The following is an 18,708-nucleotide window of genomic DNA, read 5'->3' on the forward strand; positions in this document are numbered from 1 at the left end:
CGCGCTGCCTGCTTACCCGGATAGCGTCAGCGCCGAAGGAACGCCAAGCCCGAATGACCGCATCGCAACACAGGCGCTGGCTGCGCGCTGCCGTGGCCCTGGCCGGGCTGGTGCCCGTCAGCGCCGGCCTGGCCGGGCTGGTGCTCGGCACCGCCATGCTGCCGGAGAATGCCGCGCCGCAGCCGGTCAACCTCGACAGCCACTACCGCTACCTCTCCGGCCTGCTGCTGGGGATCGGCCTGGCCTTCTGGTGGAGCCTGCCGCGCATCCACCAGCACGGCGCCCGCTTCCGCCTGCTGGGCTTCATCGTCTTCCTCGGCGGCATCGCCCGGCTGTTCGGCCTGGTGATCGACGGGAATCCGGGGGCGGGGATGCTCTTCGGGCTGGCGATGGAGCTGGGGGTGACGCCCCTGCTCTGCCTCTGGCAGTGGAAGGTCAGCCAGATCAGCCAGGAGGAACTTCTTTGAGACTGCCGTGTCCAGGTGGAGACAGGCGGTGAGGCGGCCAATCGGCAGCGCGACCTGTGGTGTCGATGCCGGCGAGGCGCCGGTCTCCAAACGGCCGGTGAACAGAAAGAAGAAGGGGGTTCGGGGGAATTCATTCCCCCGACCTGTCCTTCCTCGTCGCGTCAGCCCGCCGCCTTGATCTCGTCGACGCTGCCGATGCCGCCATGCTCCTTCGACCACCCCGTCGGGTTCTCCAGGAACTTGCGCACTTCCTTCAGCGCGTTCTCCGAGAAATACGGCCGCTCGCGGCAGACCTCGAGCACGTCCCACCAGGTGCAGAGATGCAGCAGGTTCAGGTTGATCTCCTTCAGCCGCTCCTGGCCGCCCGGGAAGACGCCGTAGAAGAACACCACGAAGGTGTGGTCGCAGATCGCGCCGGCATCGCGCAGCGCCTGGGCGAAGCGGATCTTCGAGGCGCCGTCGGTGGTCAGGTCCTCGACCAGCAGGGTGCGCTTGCCCTCCGGCACGTCGCCCTCGATCTGGGCGTTGCGGCCGAAGCCCTTGGGCTTCTTCCGGACATAGGACATCGGCGCCATCATGCGGTCGGCGATCCAGGCCGCGTAGGGGATGCCGGCCGTCTCGCCGCCGGTCACCGCCTCGATGGTCTCGTAGCCGATGTGGCGGCCGATCTTCTCCACCGCCAGGTCGCAGATGCGGTTGCGGGCGCGCGGGAAGGAGATGATCTTGCGGCAGTCGATATAGACCGGGCTCTTCCAGCCCGAGGTGAAGGTATAGGGCTCCTCGGGCCGGAAGTTGACGGCCTTGATCTCCAGCAGGATGCGGGCGGTGGTGAGCGCGGCGTCGCGGTCCCAGTCGGAGGCGTGGGTCGAGGGCATGGCAGGGGGTCTCCTTTGGTCGGGGTTGGTAACGCCGGGCGCGCGGCGCGTCCATGACGGAAGCGATTCTGCGTGCCGAGTCGCGCCTCTGGGTCCTGGCTGATCCGCGGGCCGGCACGGCGGCCCAGGCGCTGGGCATCGCCGAGCGGCTGGACCGGCCGTTCCGCACGATTCCGCTGGAATGGGGGCGGCTGGCGGGGCTGCCCTGGCCCTGGCCGACACGGGCCGGGCTGACTGCCAGCGCGCAGGCGCGGCTGGTGGCGCCCTGGCCGGAGCTGGTGATCTCGGCCGGGCGGCGCTCGGTGCCGGTGGCGCGCTGGCTGGGGCGGCGCGGGGCGCGGCTGGTGCATTGCATGCGCCCCGGCACGGGGGCGGCCGATTTCTCCCTGCTCGTGCTCGGGCGGCATGACGCGCCGAAGCCGGCCGGGAATGTCCTGCCGATCCTCGGCGCCTGCCACCGGGTGTCGCCGGCGGCGCTGGCGCGGGCGCGGGCCGAATGGCCGGCGCTCGGCGCGCTGCCGGGGCCGCGCGTCGCGCTGCTGCTGGGCGGCGCGGTGCGCGGGCAGGGGCTGGACCCGGCGCTGGCCGCGACCCTGGCGGCGCAGGCGGCGGGCTTCGGCGGCAGCGTCCTGGCCACCACCTCCCGCCGCAGCGGCGAGGGCGCCACGGCCGCGGTGGCGGCGGCGCTGCAGGGCGTGCCGCACCGGCTGCACGGCTGGGGCGCTGACGGGCCGAACCCCTATCTCGGCTTCCTGGCCTGGGCGGATGCCATCGTGGTGACGGGCGATTCGGTCTCGATGCTGAGCGAGGCGCTGGCCACCCGCGCCGCCCTGTTCATCGCCGAGACCACCGACGCCCCGCGCCACCGCCGGCTGTGGCAGAGCCTTTTCGACAGCGGCCAGGCAAGACCCTTCGGTGCGGCGGCGGCGCTGTTCGACCGCGCCCCGCTGGACGAGCCCGCGCGGGTCGCCGCCGAGATCCGCGCGCGCGGCTGGGCCTGAGGCAGCGGCCGCCGACACGGCCATGCCCGGCGGGCAGGGGAGACCTTGCCCTGCCGCCCCGGCCCGGTCACCTTCGCGGCCCTGATCAGGATCGGAGGGAAGCCCGCATGTCGCGCAAGTACCGCATCGCCGTCGTGCCCGGAGACGGCATCGGCAAGGAAACCGTGCCCGAGGGCCTGCGCGTGCTGGACGCCGCGGCGCGCCGCTTCGGCTTCGAGATCAGCCTGAGCCATTACGACTGGTCCTGCGAGACCTATGCCCAGACCGGCCGCATGATGCCGGAGGACGGCATCGACCAGCTGCGCCAGAGCGACAGCATCTTCCTGGGTGCCGTGGGCTGGCCGGGCGTGCCCGACCATGTCTCGCTCTGGGGCCTGCTGATCCCGATCCGCCGCGAATTCGACCAGTATATCAGCCTGCGCCCCTGCAAGCTGATGCCGGGCGCCAAGACGCCGCTGGCCAACCGCACCCCGGCCGAGATCGACTTCTACGTGGTGCGCGAGAACACCGAGGGCGAGTATTCCTCCTCGGGCGGCAGGATGTTCGCCGGCACGGACCGCGAATTCGTCAGCCAGGATGCCGTCTTCACCCGCAAGGGCGTCGACCGCGTGCTGAAATACGCCTTCGAGCTGGCGCAGACCCGGCCGCGCAAGAAGGTGACCAGCGCCACCAAGTCGAACGGCATCATCCACACCATGCCCTATTGGGACGAGCGCTTCGCCGAGATGGCGAAGCACTACCCGGGCATCGCCACCGACCAGTTCCACATCGACATCCTCTGCGCGCATTTCGTGCAGCATCCGGACTGGTTCGACGTGGTCGTCGGCTCCAACCTGTTCGGCGACATCCTTTCGGATCTGGGCCCGGCGGTGGCGGGGTCGATCGGCATCGCGCCGTCCGCCAACATCAACCCCGAGAAGGCGCATCCCTCGATGTTCGAGCCGGTGCACGGCTCGGCCCCCGATATCGCCGGCAAGCACATCTGCAACCCGATCGGCCAGATCTGGTCCGGCGCCATGATGCTGGAGCATCTGGGCGAGAAGGAAGCCGCCGACGCCATCACCCGCAGCATCGAGAAGCTGCTGGCCGAGGGCGGCCCGCGCACCCGTGACATGGGCGGCCAGGCGGCGACCTCGGATGTCGGCCGCGCCCTGGCCGAGGCGGTTGCCCAGGGCGGCTGAGGGGGCGGCTGAGTCGCCGTTGCGCGCCAAGGGCTTAGGGGGAGGGTGGAGAGCGAACTTGAACCCTCCCCCGGATGGGCCTATAAAACGGCGGGATGAGTTGCGAGTTATTCTCAATTGGCTCGCAACTGCAGGAGAATGCGGATGGGCAATGACTTCAGCCACATCACCCGCCGTTGCGAGCGGGCTGTGGTGACCGCGTACCGCGAGCTGCGGGAAACCGGCAACAACGACCTGTCGTCGTTCCGGGCCTGCACGGCGCTGTACCGGATCCACCACCCCGAGGCCTCGGTGAACGAGGCGCGCCGGCTGGTCTCCGAGTGGATCGACCACCATATCGTGCGCGGCGAAGCCGGGCCGACCGACGGCTGCGAATGCCCGTGAGCTGAGCTGCGCCGCGCCGGTGGCGCGGCGCATCAGGCCGCAGGATGGAACCGCCCGCGAGGGCGGTTTTTTCGTCTCTGGCCCTCGCCGCCGGCCTCAGGGCACCGGGGAGGGGCGCAGCAGCAGGGTGCGCAGGCCGGTATCGGCCACGGCATCGACCAGGGCGGCGAAGGGATAGACGGCGATCGACCAGGGCCCCGCCCCGGTGAAGGCCAGCAGCCCCGGATAGATCGCCAGCCGGTAATACAGCAGCGCCCCCGCCACCGGTGCGGCGAGCAGGAAGATCCGGCCGAGCAGATGGCCGAGCAGGATCGGCGCCAGGTGGTCGGCCAGCGCATAGGCGGCGCGGTCCGGCGTCAGGCCCAGCCGGCGCTCCAGCACCAGCAGCGTCTCCTGCAGCACCTGGGCGCCGAAGCCCTCGCGCGGCAGCTCGTCGCGCAGCTCGCGATGCTGGGCGCGGATCAGCTGGAACAGCAGCAGCCGCGTCTGCGCCACGGGCGGCAGCCGGGTGACCAGCCAGAATCGAAGCTGTGGCCAGGCCAGGCGGGCGGCGGCGACCAGCCCATAGGCGGTCCAGGCCAGCGCCGCGAAGACCACCAGCCCGGTGCAGATCCGCTCCACCTCCGGCAGGCCCAGCGCCACCGTGCCGCCATGCAGCAGCAGCAGCGCCGCCAGCAGCGCGAAGGAGGGCCAGAGCGCGCCGACCACCTGGTCGACCACCACCGTGTCCAGCAGCGCGCGGGCCAGCGGGCCGGTCAGCCCCTTGCCGTTCTCGAAGGCGTCCTTCAGCTGCCCGCCCCAGCGGGCGGCCAGCCAGTCGCCCAGCTGCCGCCCGGCCGCGGCCGCCGCCGCCCCCGTCAAAGCCCCATCCGCCATGCCGGCTCCTCGACCTTTCGACCCAGTTTGCTAGCCTGGGGGCTGAACGCAACCGGCTGGCCGATGGATCACCCTGCTTCGCTGCTGCTCGACCTGCCTGGCCTGTTCCTGGCCGTCCCCGCCGCCGCCCTGGCGCCGGTCGAGGCGGCGCTGCGCCGGCTCGGCCCCGACCCCGCCCATCCGCCGCCGCCGCCCGGCGCGCCGCATCTGCTGGCCGAGGCGCTGGAGCATCTGGGCCGCGGCCTCGCCGAGGCCGGCGGCTTCGGCGAGCCGCAGGCCGATCTCGCCGCCGCCGCGCTGCTCGCCGCCGACCAGCCGGTGCCGGGCCGCGCCACCCTGGCCGAGCTCGAGGCCGAGGTGCTGGCCCGGCTGTCGATCACCGACCCGGCGCCGCTGCAGGCCCTGGCGCTGGCGGTGGCCGGGCTGCGGCAGGAGCGGCTGCGGCGGGCGCAGCGTCTGGGCCTGGCGCCGCCGGCGCCGGTGCTGGCGCGCAAGGCCGGCGCGGGCCGGCGGCTGGCCTCGGCGACCGCGGTCTTCGAGGCGTTGCGCGGCCTGGTCGGCAACAACCCGCTGTTTGCGGATTTCCAGCAGAAGGCCGAGGAGGAGCGACGCCGCATGGGACGGGTGAACATCCTGATCGCCGGCAAGACGGGCGTGGGCAAGAGCACGCTGGTCAATGCCGTCTTCGGCGACCAGGTGGCGCTGACCGGCATGGGCCGCCCCGTCACCCAGGACATCGCCTGGTACGAGCCGCCGCAGCTGCCGCTGCGGCTCTGCGACACCAAGGGGCTGGAGATGGCGGAGTTCTCCGCCACCCTGGCCGCCCTGGAGGCGGAGATCGAGAAGGGCAATGCCTCCGGTGATTTCGACCAGCGGCTGCATATCCTGTGGCTCTGCATCTCCGAGCCCGGCGCCCGCGTCGAGGCGGGGGAGCGCGCCGTGGTCGAGCTCTGCGCCCGCCACGGCATCCCGGCGCTGGTCATCCTGACCAAGGCGATCGGCCCGCGCGCCTTCGAGGAGGTGGTGCGGCGCGAGCTGCCGGCCGCCCGCGCCATCGTCCGCGTGCTGGCCGAGAACTGGGACGACCGCCCGCCCTTCGGCCTCGACGCCCTGATCCAGGCCACCGAGCGGATCCTGCCCGAGGCGCGCCAGGCCGCCTTCATCGCGGCGCAGCGGGTCGATGTCGAGCGCAAGCGCAAGCGCGCCATGAAGATCGCGGCCGGCGCCGCGGCCTCGGCGGCCGGCGCCGCGGCGGTGCCGATCCCGCTGGCGGATGCCGCCGGCATCTTCGCCATCAATGTCGGCATGGTGGCCGGCATCGCGGTGGCCATGGGCGTCTCGATGGACCGCGACAGCATGATCGCCATGGCGGCGAGCCTGGCCGGCGCCCTGGCCACCTCGGCCGGCGGGCGGATGATCGCCGGACAGGTGCTGAAGCTGGTGCCCGGCATCGGCAGCATCGCCGGTGGCGCCATCACCGCCGCCGTCGCCGGCAGCGCCACCTATGGCCTGGGCTACGGCTTCACCGAATATCTCTGCCGCTTCCATGCCGCGAAAGGCCACATGCCGGCCGGCGACGAGCTGCGCGAGGGCTTCCGCAAGTTCTGGGAAAGCTGGGGCGAGAAGGAGAAGGCACCCCCGCGCGGCTGAAGCCGTGCTAGGCTCGCCGGCGTCGGGGAGACGCATCGGGCCAGCGGAGGCTTGCATGACGGTCGAGGACCAGGAGGCCGCGGCGATCCTGCGCGCGGTGCTCTCGCTGGCGCGGCGGCTGCGCACGGAGCAGCCGGCCGGCGGCCTCTCGCTGTCCGGCATGGCGCTGCTCGGCACGCTGAGCCGGCAGGGGCCGATGCCGGCGACCCGCCTGGCCGAGGCCGAGGGGCTGCAGGCGCAGTCGCTGACCCGGCTGATCGCCGGGCTGGAGCGCGGCGGCTGCATCGCCCGCCGCCGCAGCCAGGCCGACCGGCGGGAGATCGTCATCGCGCTCACCGATCGCGGCCGCGGCGCTCTGGCCGAGGATCTGGCGGCGCGCTGCGCCTGGCTGCAGCGCGCCATGGCCGAAATCCTGGCGCCGCCCGAGCGCGCCGCCCTGCAGCAGGCGGCGGCGGCGATGAGCAAGCTCGCCGGCCACCGCCCCGGCCTGCCGCGTCAGGAGAACAGCGCGTAGAACATCCGCACCGCGGTGATCGCCAGGAAGACGGCGAAGGCGCGCTTCAGCATCAGCGGCGGGATGGTGTGCGCCAGGTGCACGCCCCAGGGCGTCGCCAGGATCGAGCTCGGCACGATCAGCGCGAAGCCGACCAGGTTGACATAGCCGACCGAGAAGGGCGGCAGGTCCGCCACCCCCCAGCCGCCGTAGAGAAAGCCGAGCGTCGCCGGGATCGAGATGATCAGCCCGAAGACCGAGGCGGTGGCGACGGCCGAGCGGATCGGCGTGCCGAACATCGACAGGATCGGCACGCCGACCGTGCCGCCGCCGATCCCCATCATCGCCGAGACCGTGCCGATGAAGCCGCCGATGCCCCAGAGGCCGGGGCCGCGCGGCGTGGTCTCGCGGATTTTGAAGTCGACCCCGGTCAGCCCCATGTTGAGCGCCACCAGCAGCGCGATGGTGGCGAAGACCGCCGACAGCGCATCGCCCTTCAGCCAGATCGCCAGGATGGTGCCCAGCACCACGCCGAGGATCATCGACGGCCAGATCGCCTTCAGCAGCGCCATGTCGATGGCGCCCTTGGCGTGGTGCTTGCGCGCCGAGACAATCGAGGTCGGGATGATGGTGGCCAGGCTGGTGCCCACCGCCAGCTTCATCTGCACCGCCTCGGGGATGCCGAGCAGCGGGAAGACGTTGAACAGCACCGGCACGATGACGATGCCGCCGCCGACGCCGAGCAGCCCCGCGAGGGTGCCGGAGAGCAGGCCGGTCAGCGCCATGGCGAGCGCGAGGCCCGCGAGCCAGAGCGGGTCGGACATATGTTCCATGCAGGGGATACCTTGGCGGCGGGGTCTGGACGTTGCAGGCTGGGCTGCAGTTTCGTGGTTCGCGGGCTTCGCCGCCTGAGCTGCTTACACCCCCTGTCCGGTTCCGTCAGCCCGTGCCCTCCCGATGCCTCCCCTGATCACCGATCCCTGGTTCTACGCGCTCGCCGTGCCCGCCCTGCTGCTCACCGGCATCAGCAAGGGCGGCTTCGCCTCCGGCGGCGGTAATCTCTCGGTTCCCGCCATGGCCCTGCTGCTGCCAGCGCCGCAGGCCGCCGCCATCTCGCTCCCCGTGCTCTGCGCCATGGATATCGCCGGGCTGCGCGCCTGGTGGGGGCGCTGGAGCAAGCGCGAGATGCTGGCGATCATCCCCGGCGGGCTGCTCGGCATCCTCCTCGGCAGCCTGGCCTTCGGCGCCATGAGCGACCGCATGACCCGGCTGATGGTGGGCGGCATCGCGCTGGCCTTCCTGGCGCGCAGCCTGTGGCTGGCACGGCGCGGGACCCTGCCGCCGCCGGCAGCCCCCAGCCGCTGGCGCGGCGGCTTCTGGTCGACCGTCTCCGGCTTCACCAGCACCATCGCCCATGCCGGCGGGCCGCCGCTGGCCGTCTATCTCTACCCGCTGCGGCTGGAGCGCGCCCAGCTGGCGGCCACCACCGTCGTCTTCTTCGGCGTGGTGAACTACGTGAAGCTTGTGCCCTATGCGGCGCTCGGGCAATGGAGCGCCACCAACCTGCTGACCAGCCTGGTGCTGCTGCCGCTGGCGCCGGTCGGCGTCCGGCTCGGCGTCTGGCTGCAGGGTCGCATCAGCGACAAGGTCTTCTATCGGGTGATCCATGTTCTTCTGGCGGTCACCGGCATCAAGCTGGTGGCGGATGGGGTGGGGCTGTGAGCGTTTTTCCTGAGACGGCTTTTCTCGGCGTGCTCGGCGGCATGGGGCCGCTGGCCAGCGCGCAGTTCATGCTGCGCCTCACCCTGCTGACGCCGGCGGCGCGCGACCAGGACCACCTGCCGGCGCTGCTCTGGTCCGATCCGCGCATCCCCGACCGCAGCGCCGCGCGCCTGGCGGGCGGCGAGGACCCGCTGCCCTGGCTGGTGCGCGGCATCCGCGGGCTGGAAGCGGCCGGCTGCGGCGCCATCGCCATCCCCTGCAACACCGCGCATGGCTGGTTCACGGCGATGCAGGCGGCGACCGCGCTGCCGATCCTGCACATCGTCGACGCCGCCGCCGACGAGCTGGCGCGCCAGGGCATCCTGTCCGGGCCGATCGGGGTGATGGGCACCGCCGGCACCCTGGCGATGCGCCTCTACCAGGACCGGCTCGAGGCCCGCGGCTATTCCTGCCTGTTGCCGACCGAGGCGGAAATGGCGGCGCTGGTCTCGCCGGGCATCGCCCTGGTCAAGGCCAATGACGTCCAGCAGGCCTATGCGCCGCTGGCCGAGGCGGCCTCGGCCCTGAAGGCGCGCGGCGCCGCGGCGGTGGTGCTGGGCTGCACCGAGATCCCGCTCGGCATCCTGGCCGGTCCGCATGCCGAGATCGGCCTGCCGCTGATCGACACCATCGACGCCCTGGCCCTGGCCGCGCTGCGCTGGGCCGGCCGGTAGGGGCTATTCCAGCAGGGCGAGGGCGTTCCTCGCCCCCATCGACCGCGCCATCTCGGCCGCCGTCTTGCCGGAGGCATCGCGCCGCTCCTTGTCCGCCCCGGCATCGAGCAGCCGCTGCACCAGCATGTCGCGGTTGAACATCGCCGCCAGCATCAGCGCGGTGCGCCCGTCCGGCCCCACCGCGTCGGGCTGCGCGCCGCCCTGCAGCAGCGCCTCGACCACGCCCGTCGCCTCCTTGAAGACGGCGCCGGCCAGCGGCAGCTGGCCCTGGTCGTTCGCCCGGTTCGGATCGGCCCCGCGCGCCAGCAGCAGCCGCACCGCCGCCTCGCGCCCGTGATAGGCGGCGAGCATCAGCAGCCCGTCGCCGCGCTCGTTGCGGATCTCCAGCGGCAGGCCATGCGCCAGCGCATCCTCGAGCAGCGCCGTGTCGCCGGCCCGCGCCGCGTCGAAGATCCTGCCCGCCAGCGCCTGGAGGGCGGCGGTGTCGTCCTGGCTCATGCGAGCGGCTCCGTGGTCATTGCCCGGCCAGATGTAGCGAGGCGCCCCCCCTGGACAAGCCGGCAGCGCGGCGCGAGCCTGTCTGCCCTGCCGATCCGCGGAGACGCCGCCGCCTTGACCGCCCTCCCTGCCGCCCGCCGCCCCTGGGTGGGCGTGCCCGCCTGCCACCGCGAGCTCGGCGGCCATTGGCAGCACGCCACCCCCTCGCGCTACATGACCGCCCTGGCCGAGGGCGCCGGCGTCCGCCCGGTGCTGCTGCCGCCGATGGGCGCCGAGGAGGCCGAGGGCTATCTGGAGCGCCTCGACGGGCTGCTGGTGCCGGGCTCGCCCAGCAACGTCCAGCCCGCCCTCTACGGCGGCCCCGCCGCGCCCGAGGGCGAGCTGGAAGATCCCGACCGCGACGCCAGCAGCCTGCCGCTGATCCGCGCGGCGCTGGCCCGCGGCCTGCCGGTGCTGGCGATCTGCCGCGGGCTGCAGGAAATGAACGTGGCCTTCGGCGGCAGCCTGCATGGCCGGCTGCACCAGGTCGCGGGCCGCCAGGATCATCGCGGCCAGGGCAGCACCGCCGCCGAGCGCTATGCCCACCGCCACATGGTCGCGACCGAGGGGCTGCTGCGCGCCGTCACCGGGCTTGCCGCCATGCCGGTCAATTCGGTGCACATGCAGGGCGTCGACCGCGTGGCCGATGGGCTCGCCGTCGAGGCCCTGGCCCCCGATGGCACGGTCGAGGCGCTGCGGCCCATCGCGGCCACCGGCTTCCAGCTCGCGGTGCAATGGCACCCCGAATGGCGCTTCGACCAGGATGCGCCGAGCACCGCCCTTTTCCGCGCCTTCGGCGCCGCCTGCAGCGGGATTGCCCCATGACCTCTTCGCCCTCCACCGCCTGGCGCGACCGCGCCGGCAGCCTCTTCGCCCGCGAGAAGCAGCCGGCGCTGGCCAGCAAGGGCATGGTGGTGACCAACCATCCGGTGGCCTCGGCCGCCGGCGCCGAGATGCTGCTCTCCGGCGGCAATGCCATCGACGCCGCCATCGCCGCGCTGTTCACCCTGACCGTGGTCGAGCCGATGATGGTCGGCACGCTGGGCGGCGGCGTCGCCCATCTCCGCCTGGCCGATGGCCGGCATGTCGTGCTGGACGGCCTGTCCACCGCGCCGGCGGCGGCGAGTGCCGACATGTACCGCCCGCTCTCCGACACGCTGCCCGACTACCAGGAGACCGAGGGGCGGAAGAACGCGGTGGGCGTGCTCGCCATGGGCGTCCCCGGCGCGCTGGCCGGCTGGTGCAAGGCGCTGGCCGAGCACGGCAGCCTGCCGCTGGCCGAGGTGCTGCGCCCCGCCATCCGCGCCGCCGCCGAGGGCTTCCGGGTCACCGCCTATCTGACCGGCGCCATCACCGACGCGGCGGCCGACCTGGCGCGCGATCCCGGCCTCGCCGCCACCTTCCTGCCCGGCGGTGCGCCGCCGCAGCCCGGCAGCCTGCTGCGCCAGCCGCAGCTCGCCGACAGCCTGCGGATGATGGCGGAGCAGGGGCCCGCCGTCCTCTATGGCGGGCAGATCGGCCGGGCTTTGGCGGACCACATGGCGGCCAGCGGCGGCCTCATCACCCTGGCCGACCTCGAGGCCTATGCCGTCATCGAGCGCGCCCCGATCGTCGGAAAATATCGTGGCTTCGAGGTGCTGGCGCCGCCGCCGCCCTCTTCCGCCGGCGTGCACATGACGCAGATGCTGAACCTGCTGGAGGGCTACGACCTCGGCGCGCTCGGCTCCGGCAGCGCGGCCACCATCCATCTCCTGGCCGAGGCGCTGAAGATGGCCTTCGCCGACCGCGGCGTGGCGACGGCCGACCCGGCCTTCATCAAGGTCCCCGTCGAGCGCCTGACCGCGAAGGACTACGCCGCCGAGCGCCGCGCCCTGCTGAAGCTCGATGCCGCGCAGGACTGGACCCCGGGCATTCCGCCGGCGGAATCGGCCAACACCACCCATGTCACGGTGGCCGATTCCGCCGGCAACATCGTGGCCACCACCCAGACGATCAACAGCCTGTTCGGCGCCCGCTTCTCGATCCCCGGCACCGGGCTGATCGCCAACAACTACATGTTCAATTTCGACCCGCATCCGGGCAAGGCGCTCTCCGTGGCGCCCGGCAAGCGCGTCTTCACCTCGATGGCGCCGACCATCGTCCGCCGCGACGGCAAGCCGGTCTTCGCGCTCGGCCTGCCCGGGGGCCTGCGCATCTTCGGCTCGGCGATGCAGGCGGTGATCAACCTGATCGACCACGGCATGGAGCTGCAGGACGCCGTCGAGGCGCCGCGCATCTGGACCAATGGCCATACCCTGGAGCTCGAGCCCACCATCGACACCCGCCGGGACGCCGAACTCTCGGCGCTCGGCCACAAGGTCCAGCGCATGAAGCATATCGGCGGCGGCATGGGCGCGGTGCGCTTCCATGATAACGGCATGATCGAGGGGGCGGCCTGCTGGCGCGCGGATGGGACGCCGGTCGGCATCTCGGGCGGGCTGGCGCGGGCGGATGTGCGCTTCGATCCGGAAGTCGGGCGCCGCTAGAAAGCAAAGGCCAGGGGGAATGAATTCCCCCTGGAACCCCCATCTTTTTTCTGTCCGTGCTGCCGCGCGCCAGCATTCCACGCTAAGCACCACCTCGTCGGCTCCCCCCAACGCCGGGTGAGAAGGGCCGCACGGGAAGATCGCTGTGTCTCTACGCCTGCGCCTGCCTTCCGGCGCCTCCGGCGGCATCGCCCTGATGCTGCTGGGGGTGCTGTTCTTCGCCGTCAACGACACCCTCGGGAAGTGGCTCGTCGGCGCCTATTCCGTCGGCCAGCTGCTGCTGGTGCGCAGCATCTCCGGCCTCTGCGTCATGGCGCCCTTCATCCGCCGCGTCGGGCCCATCCCCTTCCTGCGCCCGGCCCGCCCCGGCATCCAGCTGCTGCGCATCGCCTTCTCGACGCTGGAAACCTCGCTCTTCTTCTGGGCGCTGACCGAGCTGCCGCTGGCCGAGGTGATGACCTACTACATGGCCGGCCCGATCTACGTCACCGCGCTCTCGCCCTTCCTGCTCGGCGAACAGGTCGGCTGGCGCCGCTGGACCGCGGTGGCGGTCGGCTTCGGCGGCGTGATCCTCGCACTCCACCCCTCGCCGGGCAGCCTCGGCTTCGGCGCGGTCTGCGCGCTCGCCGGCAGCTTCAGCTACGCCTGCTTCATGGTCGCCACCCGCAAGCTGGCCAGCACCCGCGGCGAGGTGCTGATGACCTACCAGCTGACCGCGGCGCTGCTCTTCGGCGCCGTCTTCGTCGCCCTCGAAGGCTGGGTGGCACCGGGTCCGGTCGATCTGGTGCTGATGCTGTTCCTGGGCGTCGGCTCGCTGGTCGGCAATCTCTGCGTCAACCAGTCGCTGCGCATCGCGCCGGCCTCCGCCGTGGTGCCCTACCAGTACACGCTGATCCTCTGGGGCATGCTGTTCGGCTTTGTGTTCTTTGACGAGGTGCTGAGCCCGCTCACCATGGCCGGGGCCGCCATCATCATCGGCGCCGGGCTGTTCATCTTCCTGCGCGAGCAGCAGCTGCGCGGCAGGCCGCGCTGACCGCATCAGGGTTGCGCGAGGCCCTGCGCTCCGGAGCGTCCCGGCCGCTGTCCTAAGGCTGGGCCTGCCGGATGGCCGAGAACCCCTGGCGAAGGGAATCGAGGCTGCAGGTGAAGGCCCTGACAAAGCCGGGCGAAGGCGCGACCTTCTCGGAGTCCACGAGGAAGAACCTGTCCCCGAACGCCAAGGCCACGTCCAGATTGAGGAAATTGATGTGGAGTGCTTCCTCGACCGAGGGGATCAGGAAGTACAGCGGCGTGCTGAACCGGGACAATATCTTCAGGTGGAAGAAGGAGCTCGGCATGCCGCATACGTAATCATGGTCGCTCAGGATCTGCATCTGCTCCCTGAAGCTCATGGTTTCGGGATGGAAGACGGCGAGCCCGTGGTCACGCGCGCAGGCATCGACCTCCAGCGAGTTCCTGACCTCGGAGGTACCGGCCTTGAGGTGGGAGCGTGAGATGAAGGCTCCCCCCCGGCCTGTCGCGCCGCCCGCGCTCCTGGCGGTCCTGAAGAAGTTCCTGGCTGCGAACAGCCCGTCGAAGAACATCGAATCCGAAAGGACGAGGTTCCGGATCTTCACCGGCTGCTCGATCGTCCGCACCCTGCCGGCGTCCAGGCCGATATGCTCGAGGATGTCGATATACTTCTGGCTGAGCAGCAGGCTCGGCCGTCCATGGGGCCGGTATTCGTGGAACAGGATGTCCATGCCGTCGAAGCGCGCCGAGCTGACGATGTTGTAGACCCGCGACAGGGAATCCAGCAGGAAATGGCCGAAATGGTCGTAGATCGTCCCGCCATAGATGGCGGCTTCTTCCGTCCTGGGTGACGCGTCCTGCTTCAGGCGCTTGGCGATCGCGGCGCCGGGCCACCAGATGAGGCGGTCCTGCCGGCGATCCGACTGGCTTTCGATATGGTTGAGGTCGCTGTCGAAGACGCCCTGTTCCCGCCGCAGCCACCACTGCGGCACTTCCTCGGCGTAGATGTTGGGAAACAGCAGGCAGTCGCGCGCATGCTGGATCGGACCGGCCGCCGACACGCAGATCCGGTCGCCGAAGACGACCTGCCTATGCCGTTCGAGAAAATCGGTCGCGCTCAGCAGCATCATCGGCCCCCCGCTAAAAGTTGTTCAATCGAAATGATGATTAGCAGACCCTCCGCGGGGGAAATAGATCGGATGTCTTGCCGGGCCGCCGATCCACTTCCTGGTTGGCGGCGGCTTCGCCCGCCATCCTCATGCCGGAAGCGGCGGGGCAGGGGATGCCGGTACGGCGGCGCCGGCCGCATTGCCCATATTTTGTCCATCCTGGGCAGAGCGCTGGCGGCACGCCACGCGCGGAGGCGAGAAAGCCCCGCTGCCCCGCCCCCCGGCCCCTGGACGCGGCGGCGCCCCGCGGGCAGGCTCCGGCCGCTTGAGGAGAGGGTATGCGGGACGTGGTGACGGTGCTGGTGAAGTCGGGCGGCGAGGCGGCCGTGCCGGAATGGCGCGAGGGATTCCAGGCCCATGACCCGCGGGTCAGTGCGCATTGGTGGGAAGATGCCGGCGTGGCGCCGGAGGCGGTGGACTATGTGGTCGTCTGGGAGCCGAAGCCCGGCTGGCTGAAGACCCTGCCGAACCTGAAGGTGGTGTTCTCCTCAGCCGCCGGCGTCGACCACATCACCTGCGACCCTGACTGGCCGCGCCACCTGCCGCTGGTCCGCATGGGCGGCGACGCGGTCGCCCAGCGCATGGGCGAGTTCATCGTCTGGTCCTGCCTGTCGCTGCTGCGCGACACCCGCCACTATGCCATCGGCCAGGCGATGAAGACCTGGTCGGTGCGCGAGGGCTGCTTCACCGCGCCGCAGCGTCGCGTCGGCATCATGGGGATGGGCAATCTGGGCAGCCAGGCGGCGCGCATGCTGCAGGGCGTCGGCTTCCAGGTGCAGGGCTGGGCGCGCTCGCGCAAGGAGCTGCCGGGCGTGGTCAGCTTCGCCGGCGCGGCCGAGCTGCCCGCCTTCCTGGCCAGCACCGACATCCTGGTCTGCCTGCTGCCCTCGACCCCCGAGACCGCCGGGCTGATCAATGCCGGCCTGCTGGCCCAGCTGCCGAAGGGCGCGGCGGTGGTCAATGCCGGGCGTGGCGCGCATCTGGTGGTGCCCGACCTGCTGGCGGCGCTCGATTCCAACCATCTCTCGGGCGCCGTGCTCGATGTCTTCGAGGTCGAGCCGCTGCCGGCCGACAGCCCGCTCTGGGCGCATCCGAAGATCATCGTCACGCCGCACGCCGCCTCGCTGCCCAGCCGCATGGACCGCGCCCGCTACGTCGCCGGCGCCATCGCCGATTTCGAGGCCGGCCGGCCGCTGCCCAATCTCTTCGATCCCGAGCGAGGCTACTGATGCCGCTGCCCCCGCCACCCGTCCGCCCCGACCCGAACCGCCAGGCCACCGAGCAGGAGCTGCGCGAGGACCTCGCCTGCGCCTACCGGCTGCTGGCGCATTTCGGCATGACCGACCTGGTCTATACCCATCTCTCGGTGCGGATCCCGGGGGAGGGGCACCGCTTCCTGGTCAATCCCTACGGGTTGATGTTCGAGGAGATCACCGCCTCCAGCCTGGTCGCGGTGGATGCCGAGGGCGAGCCGCTGCAGCCGACCAGCTGGCCGGTGAACCCGGCCGGCTTCGTCATCCACTCCGCCGTGCACCGCGCGGTGGAGCGGGCGCAGTGCGTGATGCACACCCACACCCTGGCCGGCATGACGGTGGCCGCCCAGGCCGGCGGGCTGCTGCCGCTGAACCAGATGAACATGGAGCTGCACGACCGGGTCGCGATCCATGACTACGAGGGCATCGCCGCCGACGACAACCTGGGCGAGCGCGAGCGGATCGTCGCCGACATGGGCGACAAGCCCTGCCTGATCCTGCGCAACCACGGGCTGCTGACCATCGGCCGCACGGTGGGCGAGGCCTTCTACTGGATGTACTACCTGGAGCAGTCCTGCCGCATCCAGGTCGCCGCCCAGTCCACCGGCGTCGCGCTCTCCCTGCCGCCGGCCGAGATGGTCGAGCGCGTGCGCGCCCAGGCGAAGGACTCGCCGGTGAAGGGCTGGCTGCCGTGGCAGGCGCTGAAGCGGAAGATGGACCGGGAGCAGCCGGACTATCGCGACTGAGGCGCGGAAAGCGGCAGCAGCGCGGCCCCGGCCGCGCTGCGCCTCCTCTCCCCGGGGAGCGCCGTGCTAGGGAGGCAGGCGCCCCAGGGGAAACATCCCGCATCATGCCTGCCGACTTTGCCCCCTCCGTCGCGGGGCTGCCCCTGACGACCCTGGCCTATTGCCGGTCGCTGCCGCATCTGGGCGAGGCGCGCGACCCCGGCGCATCCGGCATGCCGCTGATGATCCGGGAGATCCCCGGAACCGGCCTGCGCGATGCCGTCGGCCCCTGGCCCTATGGCGGCGCGCCGACCGCGCAGGCCTTCGCCGGGCTGCTCGCCCGCCTGCGCGAGGAGGGGCTGGTCTCCCTCACCCTGTTCATCCGTCCGGACGAGGACGAGGCCGCCCTGGCGGCGCTGCGCCGCTGGGCGGAGGTCCGGCCGCTCAAGGAGCATTTCGTGCTGGACCCGCTGCTGCCGCGCCCCGCCCCCGGGCCCAGGACCCGGCGGAACCTGGCCCGGGCCGGCCGCTGTTGCAGGATCGAGGCCCTTCCGGCCCATCGGCTCGCGGCGCTGGGCCCCGTCTTCCAGGCCGCGTTGCGGGCGCGGCGCGTGCTGAGCGGCTATGCCGACGTGCCGCCCGAGCACTTCGCCGCCCTGGCCGGGATGGAGGGCGTCGCCGTCATGGCGGCGGTGGATGCGGAGGGGCCGGCCGCCCTGCTGGTGGCCCTCCGCGCGGCGGGGGAGACGCATCTGCTGCATCTCCTGTCCCTGCCGCGCGCCGTGCCCAGCTGCGCGACCTATCTGCTGGTCGAGACCGCCCTGCGCGACTGGTCGCGGGACGGGCGGGTCTATCTGGGGGGCGCGCCATCCTCCGCCGACGGGCCGGGCATTGCGCGCTTCAAGTCCCGGTGGTCGAACCGGACGGCGCCCGTGCATCTCCTGGGCGCGATCCTCGACCCCGCGGCCTATGCCTCCCTGGCCCGTGGCCGGTCGCCGGGCTCGTTCTTTCCGGCCTACAGGGACATGCGGCGATGAAGCCTGGCGCGGAAATCCTCCGGCACGAACCGGCCGCCCCGCCGGAGCTCACCGTGCTGATGCCGGTCTACATGTCCGAGAGCATGGTGGCGGAGGCGATCGCGTCGGTCCTGGCGCAGCAGGGCTGCGTGATGGAGGTGATCATCTCCGACGACGCCTCGACGGATGGCACCCTGCAGCGGGCGATCGAGGCCTGCCGGGACTATCGCGGACCGCATGCCCTGCGGCTGCTGGCATCCCAGGAGAGGGCCGGCATCGATCATCTGGGCCGGCTGATCGGGCTGGCCCGCTGCGACTTCCTGGTCGAGGCGCATGGCGATGATGTCAGCCTGCCCGGCCGGATGGCCCGGCTGCTGGCGCTGCATCGCGAACAGGGCGCCGCGCTGATCGTCAGCGCGGTCGAGGTGCGGGACGGCGCCACGGAGACGGTCACGCCGGAAGCGCCGGTGGAGGGCTTCCGGACCGGCTGGCTCGCCGTCGATCGCTGCATCCCGCCGCAGGGGAACGGGGTCCTCGTCGGCGCCCGCTATGCCTTCCACCGGATGATCCACGACGCCTTCGCCCCGCTGGACTCGCGTTTCATTCCCTCGAGCCATGACCGCGTGCAGGCCTTCCGCGCGGCCCTGCTGGGGAAGCTCTGGCTCACCGAGGAGCCGCTGCTGCAGTACCGCCGGCACGACCGGCAGGGCTCCAAGGCGCTGGCGGACCTGCAGAACAGGTCGACGCGGAGCTTCGGCTGGAGCCTGCGGCACCTCTCGGCCCTCCGGGCGATGCAGAAGGACACCCGCCATGCCGGGCAGCGGGGCCTCATCCCGCCGGAGGAGGTGGAGCGCGTGACGGCGCTGCTGCAGGCAGGGTCGGCGACCTTCCTGTCGCAGCTGCTCGACAGCCGCGATGCCCTGGTGCGCGCCCGGCAGCAGGCGATGTGGGTCTCCGAGGATGCCTTGCGGGAGAACAACACGCGCCCGCCCAGGCCCTGACGCGCCCCGCCGCGATGCCCGGGCGACAGCGCCGTTGATGCGCCGGTCGCCGAACCGCCGACAGACAGAAAGAAGATGGGGGTCTGGGGGAATTCATTCCCCCAGCCTT

The 18,708-nt window shown here is 71.8% G+C and carries 20 protein-coding genes; 15 read left to right on the plus strand and 5 right to left on the minus strand.

Annotated elements, in window-relative coordinates; translation table 11 throughout:
- The first annotated feature begins 53 nt into the window (after nt 1-53).
- A complete protein-coding gene (locus WFI16_RS10845) occupies nt 54-467 on the plus strand; it encodes a DUF4345 domain-containing protein (RefSeq protein ID WP_419897854.1) in 414 nt (137 codons plus the stop codon).
- Nucleotides 468-628: 161 nt separating this feature from the next.
- Here the strand turns inward: WFI16_RS10845 and WFI16_RS10850 are convergent, their stop codons facing one another.
- Nucleotides 629-1,342, minus strand: a complete 714-nt coding sequence (locus WFI16_RS10850) for an orotate phosphoribosyltransferase (protein WP_419897855.1) — start codon at nt 1,340-1,342, stop codon at nt 629-631.
- 53 nt (nt 1,343-1,395) lie between these two features.
- Between WFI16_RS10850 and WFI16_RS10855 the strand changes: the two genes are divergently transcribed.
- The 3 genes from WFI16_RS10855 (at nt 1,396) to WFI16_RS10865 (ending at nt 3,908) form a co-directional block, all read left to right on the plus strand.
- The gene (locus WFI16_RS10855; protein ID WP_419897856.1) at nt 1,396-2,343 is read left to right on the plus strand and encodes a mitochondrial fission ELM1 family protein; all 948 of its coding nucleotides are present in this window, start codon (nt 1,396-1,398) and stop codon (nt 2,341-2,343) included.
- A 107-nt stretch (nt 2,344-2,450) separates the two neighbouring features.
- Nucleotides 2,451-3,524, plus strand: a complete 1,074-nt coding sequence (locus WFI16_RS10860; protein WP_419897857.1) for a tartrate dehydrogenase — start codon at nt 2,451-2,453, stop codon at nt 3,522-3,524.
- Between the two features lie 144 nt (nt 3,525-3,668).
- A complete protein-coding gene (locus tag WFI16_RS10865; protein WP_076955470.1) occupies nt 3,669-3,908 on the plus strand; it encodes a hypothetical protein in 240 nt (79 codons plus the stop codon).
- A gap of 96 nt (nt 3,909-4,004) precedes the next feature.
- On the opposite strand, the gene WFI16_RS10870 is transcribed toward WFI16_RS10865, so the two are convergent.
- The gene (locus tag WFI16_RS10870) at nt 4,005-4,784 is read right to left on the minus strand and encodes a hypothetical protein (protein WP_419897858.1); all 780 of its coding nucleotides are present in this window, start codon (nt 4,782-4,784) and stop codon (nt 4,005-4,007) included.
- Between the two features lie 63 nt (nt 4,785-4,847).
- Here WFI16_RS10870 and WFI16_RS10875 point away from each other — a divergent pair, with 63 nt between their 5' ends.
- Nucleotides 4,848-6,434 carry a YcjF family protein gene (locus WFI16_RS10875; protein ID WP_419897859.1) on the plus strand — a complete coding sequence of 529 codons (1,587 nt, stop codon included), beginning with the start codon at nt 4,848-4,850 and terminating at the stop codon, nt 6,432-6,434.
- A gap of 55 nt (nt 6,435-6,489) precedes the next feature.
- Nucleotides 6,490-6,948 carry a MarR family winged helix-turn-helix transcriptional regulator gene (locus WFI16_RS10880; RefSeq protein ID WP_419897860.1) on the plus strand — a complete coding sequence of 153 codons (459 nt, stop codon included), beginning with the start codon at nt 6,490-6,492 and terminating at the stop codon, nt 6,946-6,948.
- Here the strand turns inward: WFI16_RS10880 and WFI16_RS10885 are convergent.
- The gene (locus tag WFI16_RS10885; protein ID WP_419897861.1) at nt 6,930-7,760 is read right to left on the minus strand and encodes a sulfite exporter TauE/SafE family protein; all 831 of its coding nucleotides are present in this window, start codon (nt 7,758-7,760) and stop codon (nt 6,930-6,932) included. The two genes, WFI16_RS10880 and WFI16_RS10885, sit on opposite strands and share 19 nt — an antisense overlap.
- A gap of 124 nt (nt 7,761-7,884) precedes the next feature.
- Between WFI16_RS10885 and WFI16_RS10890 the strand changes: the two genes are divergently transcribed.
- A complete protein-coding gene (locus tag WFI16_RS10890; RefSeq protein WP_419897862.1) occupies nt 7,885-8,649 on the plus strand; it encodes a sulfite exporter TauE/SafE family protein in 765 nt (254 codons plus the stop codon).
- A complete protein-coding gene (locus WFI16_RS10895) occupies nt 8,646-9,362 on the plus strand; it encodes an aspartate/glutamate racemase family protein (RefSeq protein WP_419897863.1) in 717 nt (238 codons plus the stop codon). The genes WFI16_RS10890 and WFI16_RS10895 overlap by 4 nt, the downstream gene beginning before the upstream one ends.
- Before the next feature lie 3 nt (nt 9,363-9,365).
- On the opposite strand, the gene WFI16_RS10900 is transcribed toward WFI16_RS10895, so the two are convergent.
- Nucleotides 9,366-9,860: an ankyrin repeat domain-containing protein gene (locus WFI16_RS10900; protein WP_419897864.1), complete on the minus strand. Its 495-nt coding sequence runs from the start codon at nt 9,858-9,860 to the stop codon at nt 9,366-9,368.
- 114 nt (nt 9,861-9,974) lie between these two features.
- Between WFI16_RS10900 and WFI16_RS10905 the strand changes: the two genes are divergently transcribed.
- From WFI16_RS10905 to WFI16_RS10915, 3 genes are all read left to right on the plus strand, one after another.
- Nucleotides 9,975-10,724, plus strand: a complete 750-nt coding sequence (locus tag WFI16_RS10905; RefSeq protein ID WP_419897865.1) for a gamma-glutamyl-gamma-aminobutyrate hydrolase family protein — start codon at nt 9,975-9,977, stop codon at nt 10,722-10,724.
- Nucleotides 10,721-12,424 (plus strand): gamma-glutamyltransferase, encoded by a 1,704-nt coding sequence (ggt, locus tag WFI16_RS10910; protein WP_419897866.1) that lies wholly within the window; start codon nt 10,721-10,723, stop codon nt 12,422-12,424. Before WFI16_RS10905 ends, ggt begins: the two co-directional genes overlap by 4 nt.
- Before the next feature lie 145 nt (nt 12,425-12,569).
- Nucleotides 12,570-13,457: a DMT family transporter gene (locus tag WFI16_RS10915; protein ID WP_419897867.1), complete on the plus strand. Its 888-nt coding sequence runs from the start codon at nt 12,570-12,572 to the stop codon at nt 13,455-13,457.
- Nucleotides 13,458-13,509: 52 nt separating this feature from the next.
- On the opposite strand, the gene WFI16_RS10920 is transcribed toward WFI16_RS10915, so the two are convergent.
- On the minus strand, nt 13,510-14,565 hold the full coding sequence (locus WFI16_RS10920) for a glycosyltransferase 61 family protein (protein ID WP_419897868.1): 1,056 nt from the start codon (nt 14,563-14,565) through the stop codon (nt 13,510-13,512).
- 317 nt (nt 14,566-14,882) lie between these two features.
- Between WFI16_RS10920 and WFI16_RS10925 the strand changes: the two genes are divergently transcribed.
- The 4 genes from WFI16_RS10925 (at nt 14,883) to WFI16_RS10940 (ending at nt 18,599) form a co-directional block, all read left to right on the plus strand.
- Entirely contained in the window at nt 14,883-15,833 is a 951-nt protein-coding gene (locus WFI16_RS10925; RefSeq protein ID WP_419897869.1) for a 2-hydroxyacid dehydrogenase, read from the plus strand.
- A complete protein-coding gene (locus WFI16_RS10930) occupies nt 15,833-16,603 on the plus strand; it encodes a class II aldolase/adducin family protein (protein WP_419897870.1) in 771 nt (256 codons plus the stop codon). The genes WFI16_RS10925 and WFI16_RS10930 overlap by 1 nt, the downstream gene beginning before the upstream one ends.
- A 104-nt stretch (nt 16,604-16,707) precedes the next feature.
- Nucleotides 16,708-17,619, plus strand: a complete 912-nt coding sequence (locus tag WFI16_RS10935) for a hypothetical protein (RefSeq protein WP_419897871.1) — start codon at nt 16,708-16,710, stop codon at nt 17,617-17,619.
- On the plus strand, nt 17,616-18,599 hold the full coding sequence (locus WFI16_RS10940) for a glycosyltransferase family 2 protein (protein ID WP_419897872.1): 984 nt from the start codon (nt 17,616-17,618) through the stop codon (nt 18,597-18,599). Before WFI16_RS10935 ends, WFI16_RS10940 begins: the two co-directional genes overlap by 4 nt.
- Nucleotides 18,600-18,708 lie beyond the last annotated feature (109 nt).

Origin of the sequence: Roseomonas sp. USHLN139 (assembly GCF_037145735.1) — a bacterium.
Lineage (GTDB): Bacteria > Pseudomonadota > Alphaproteobacteria > Acetobacterales > Acetobacteraceae > Pseudoroseomonas.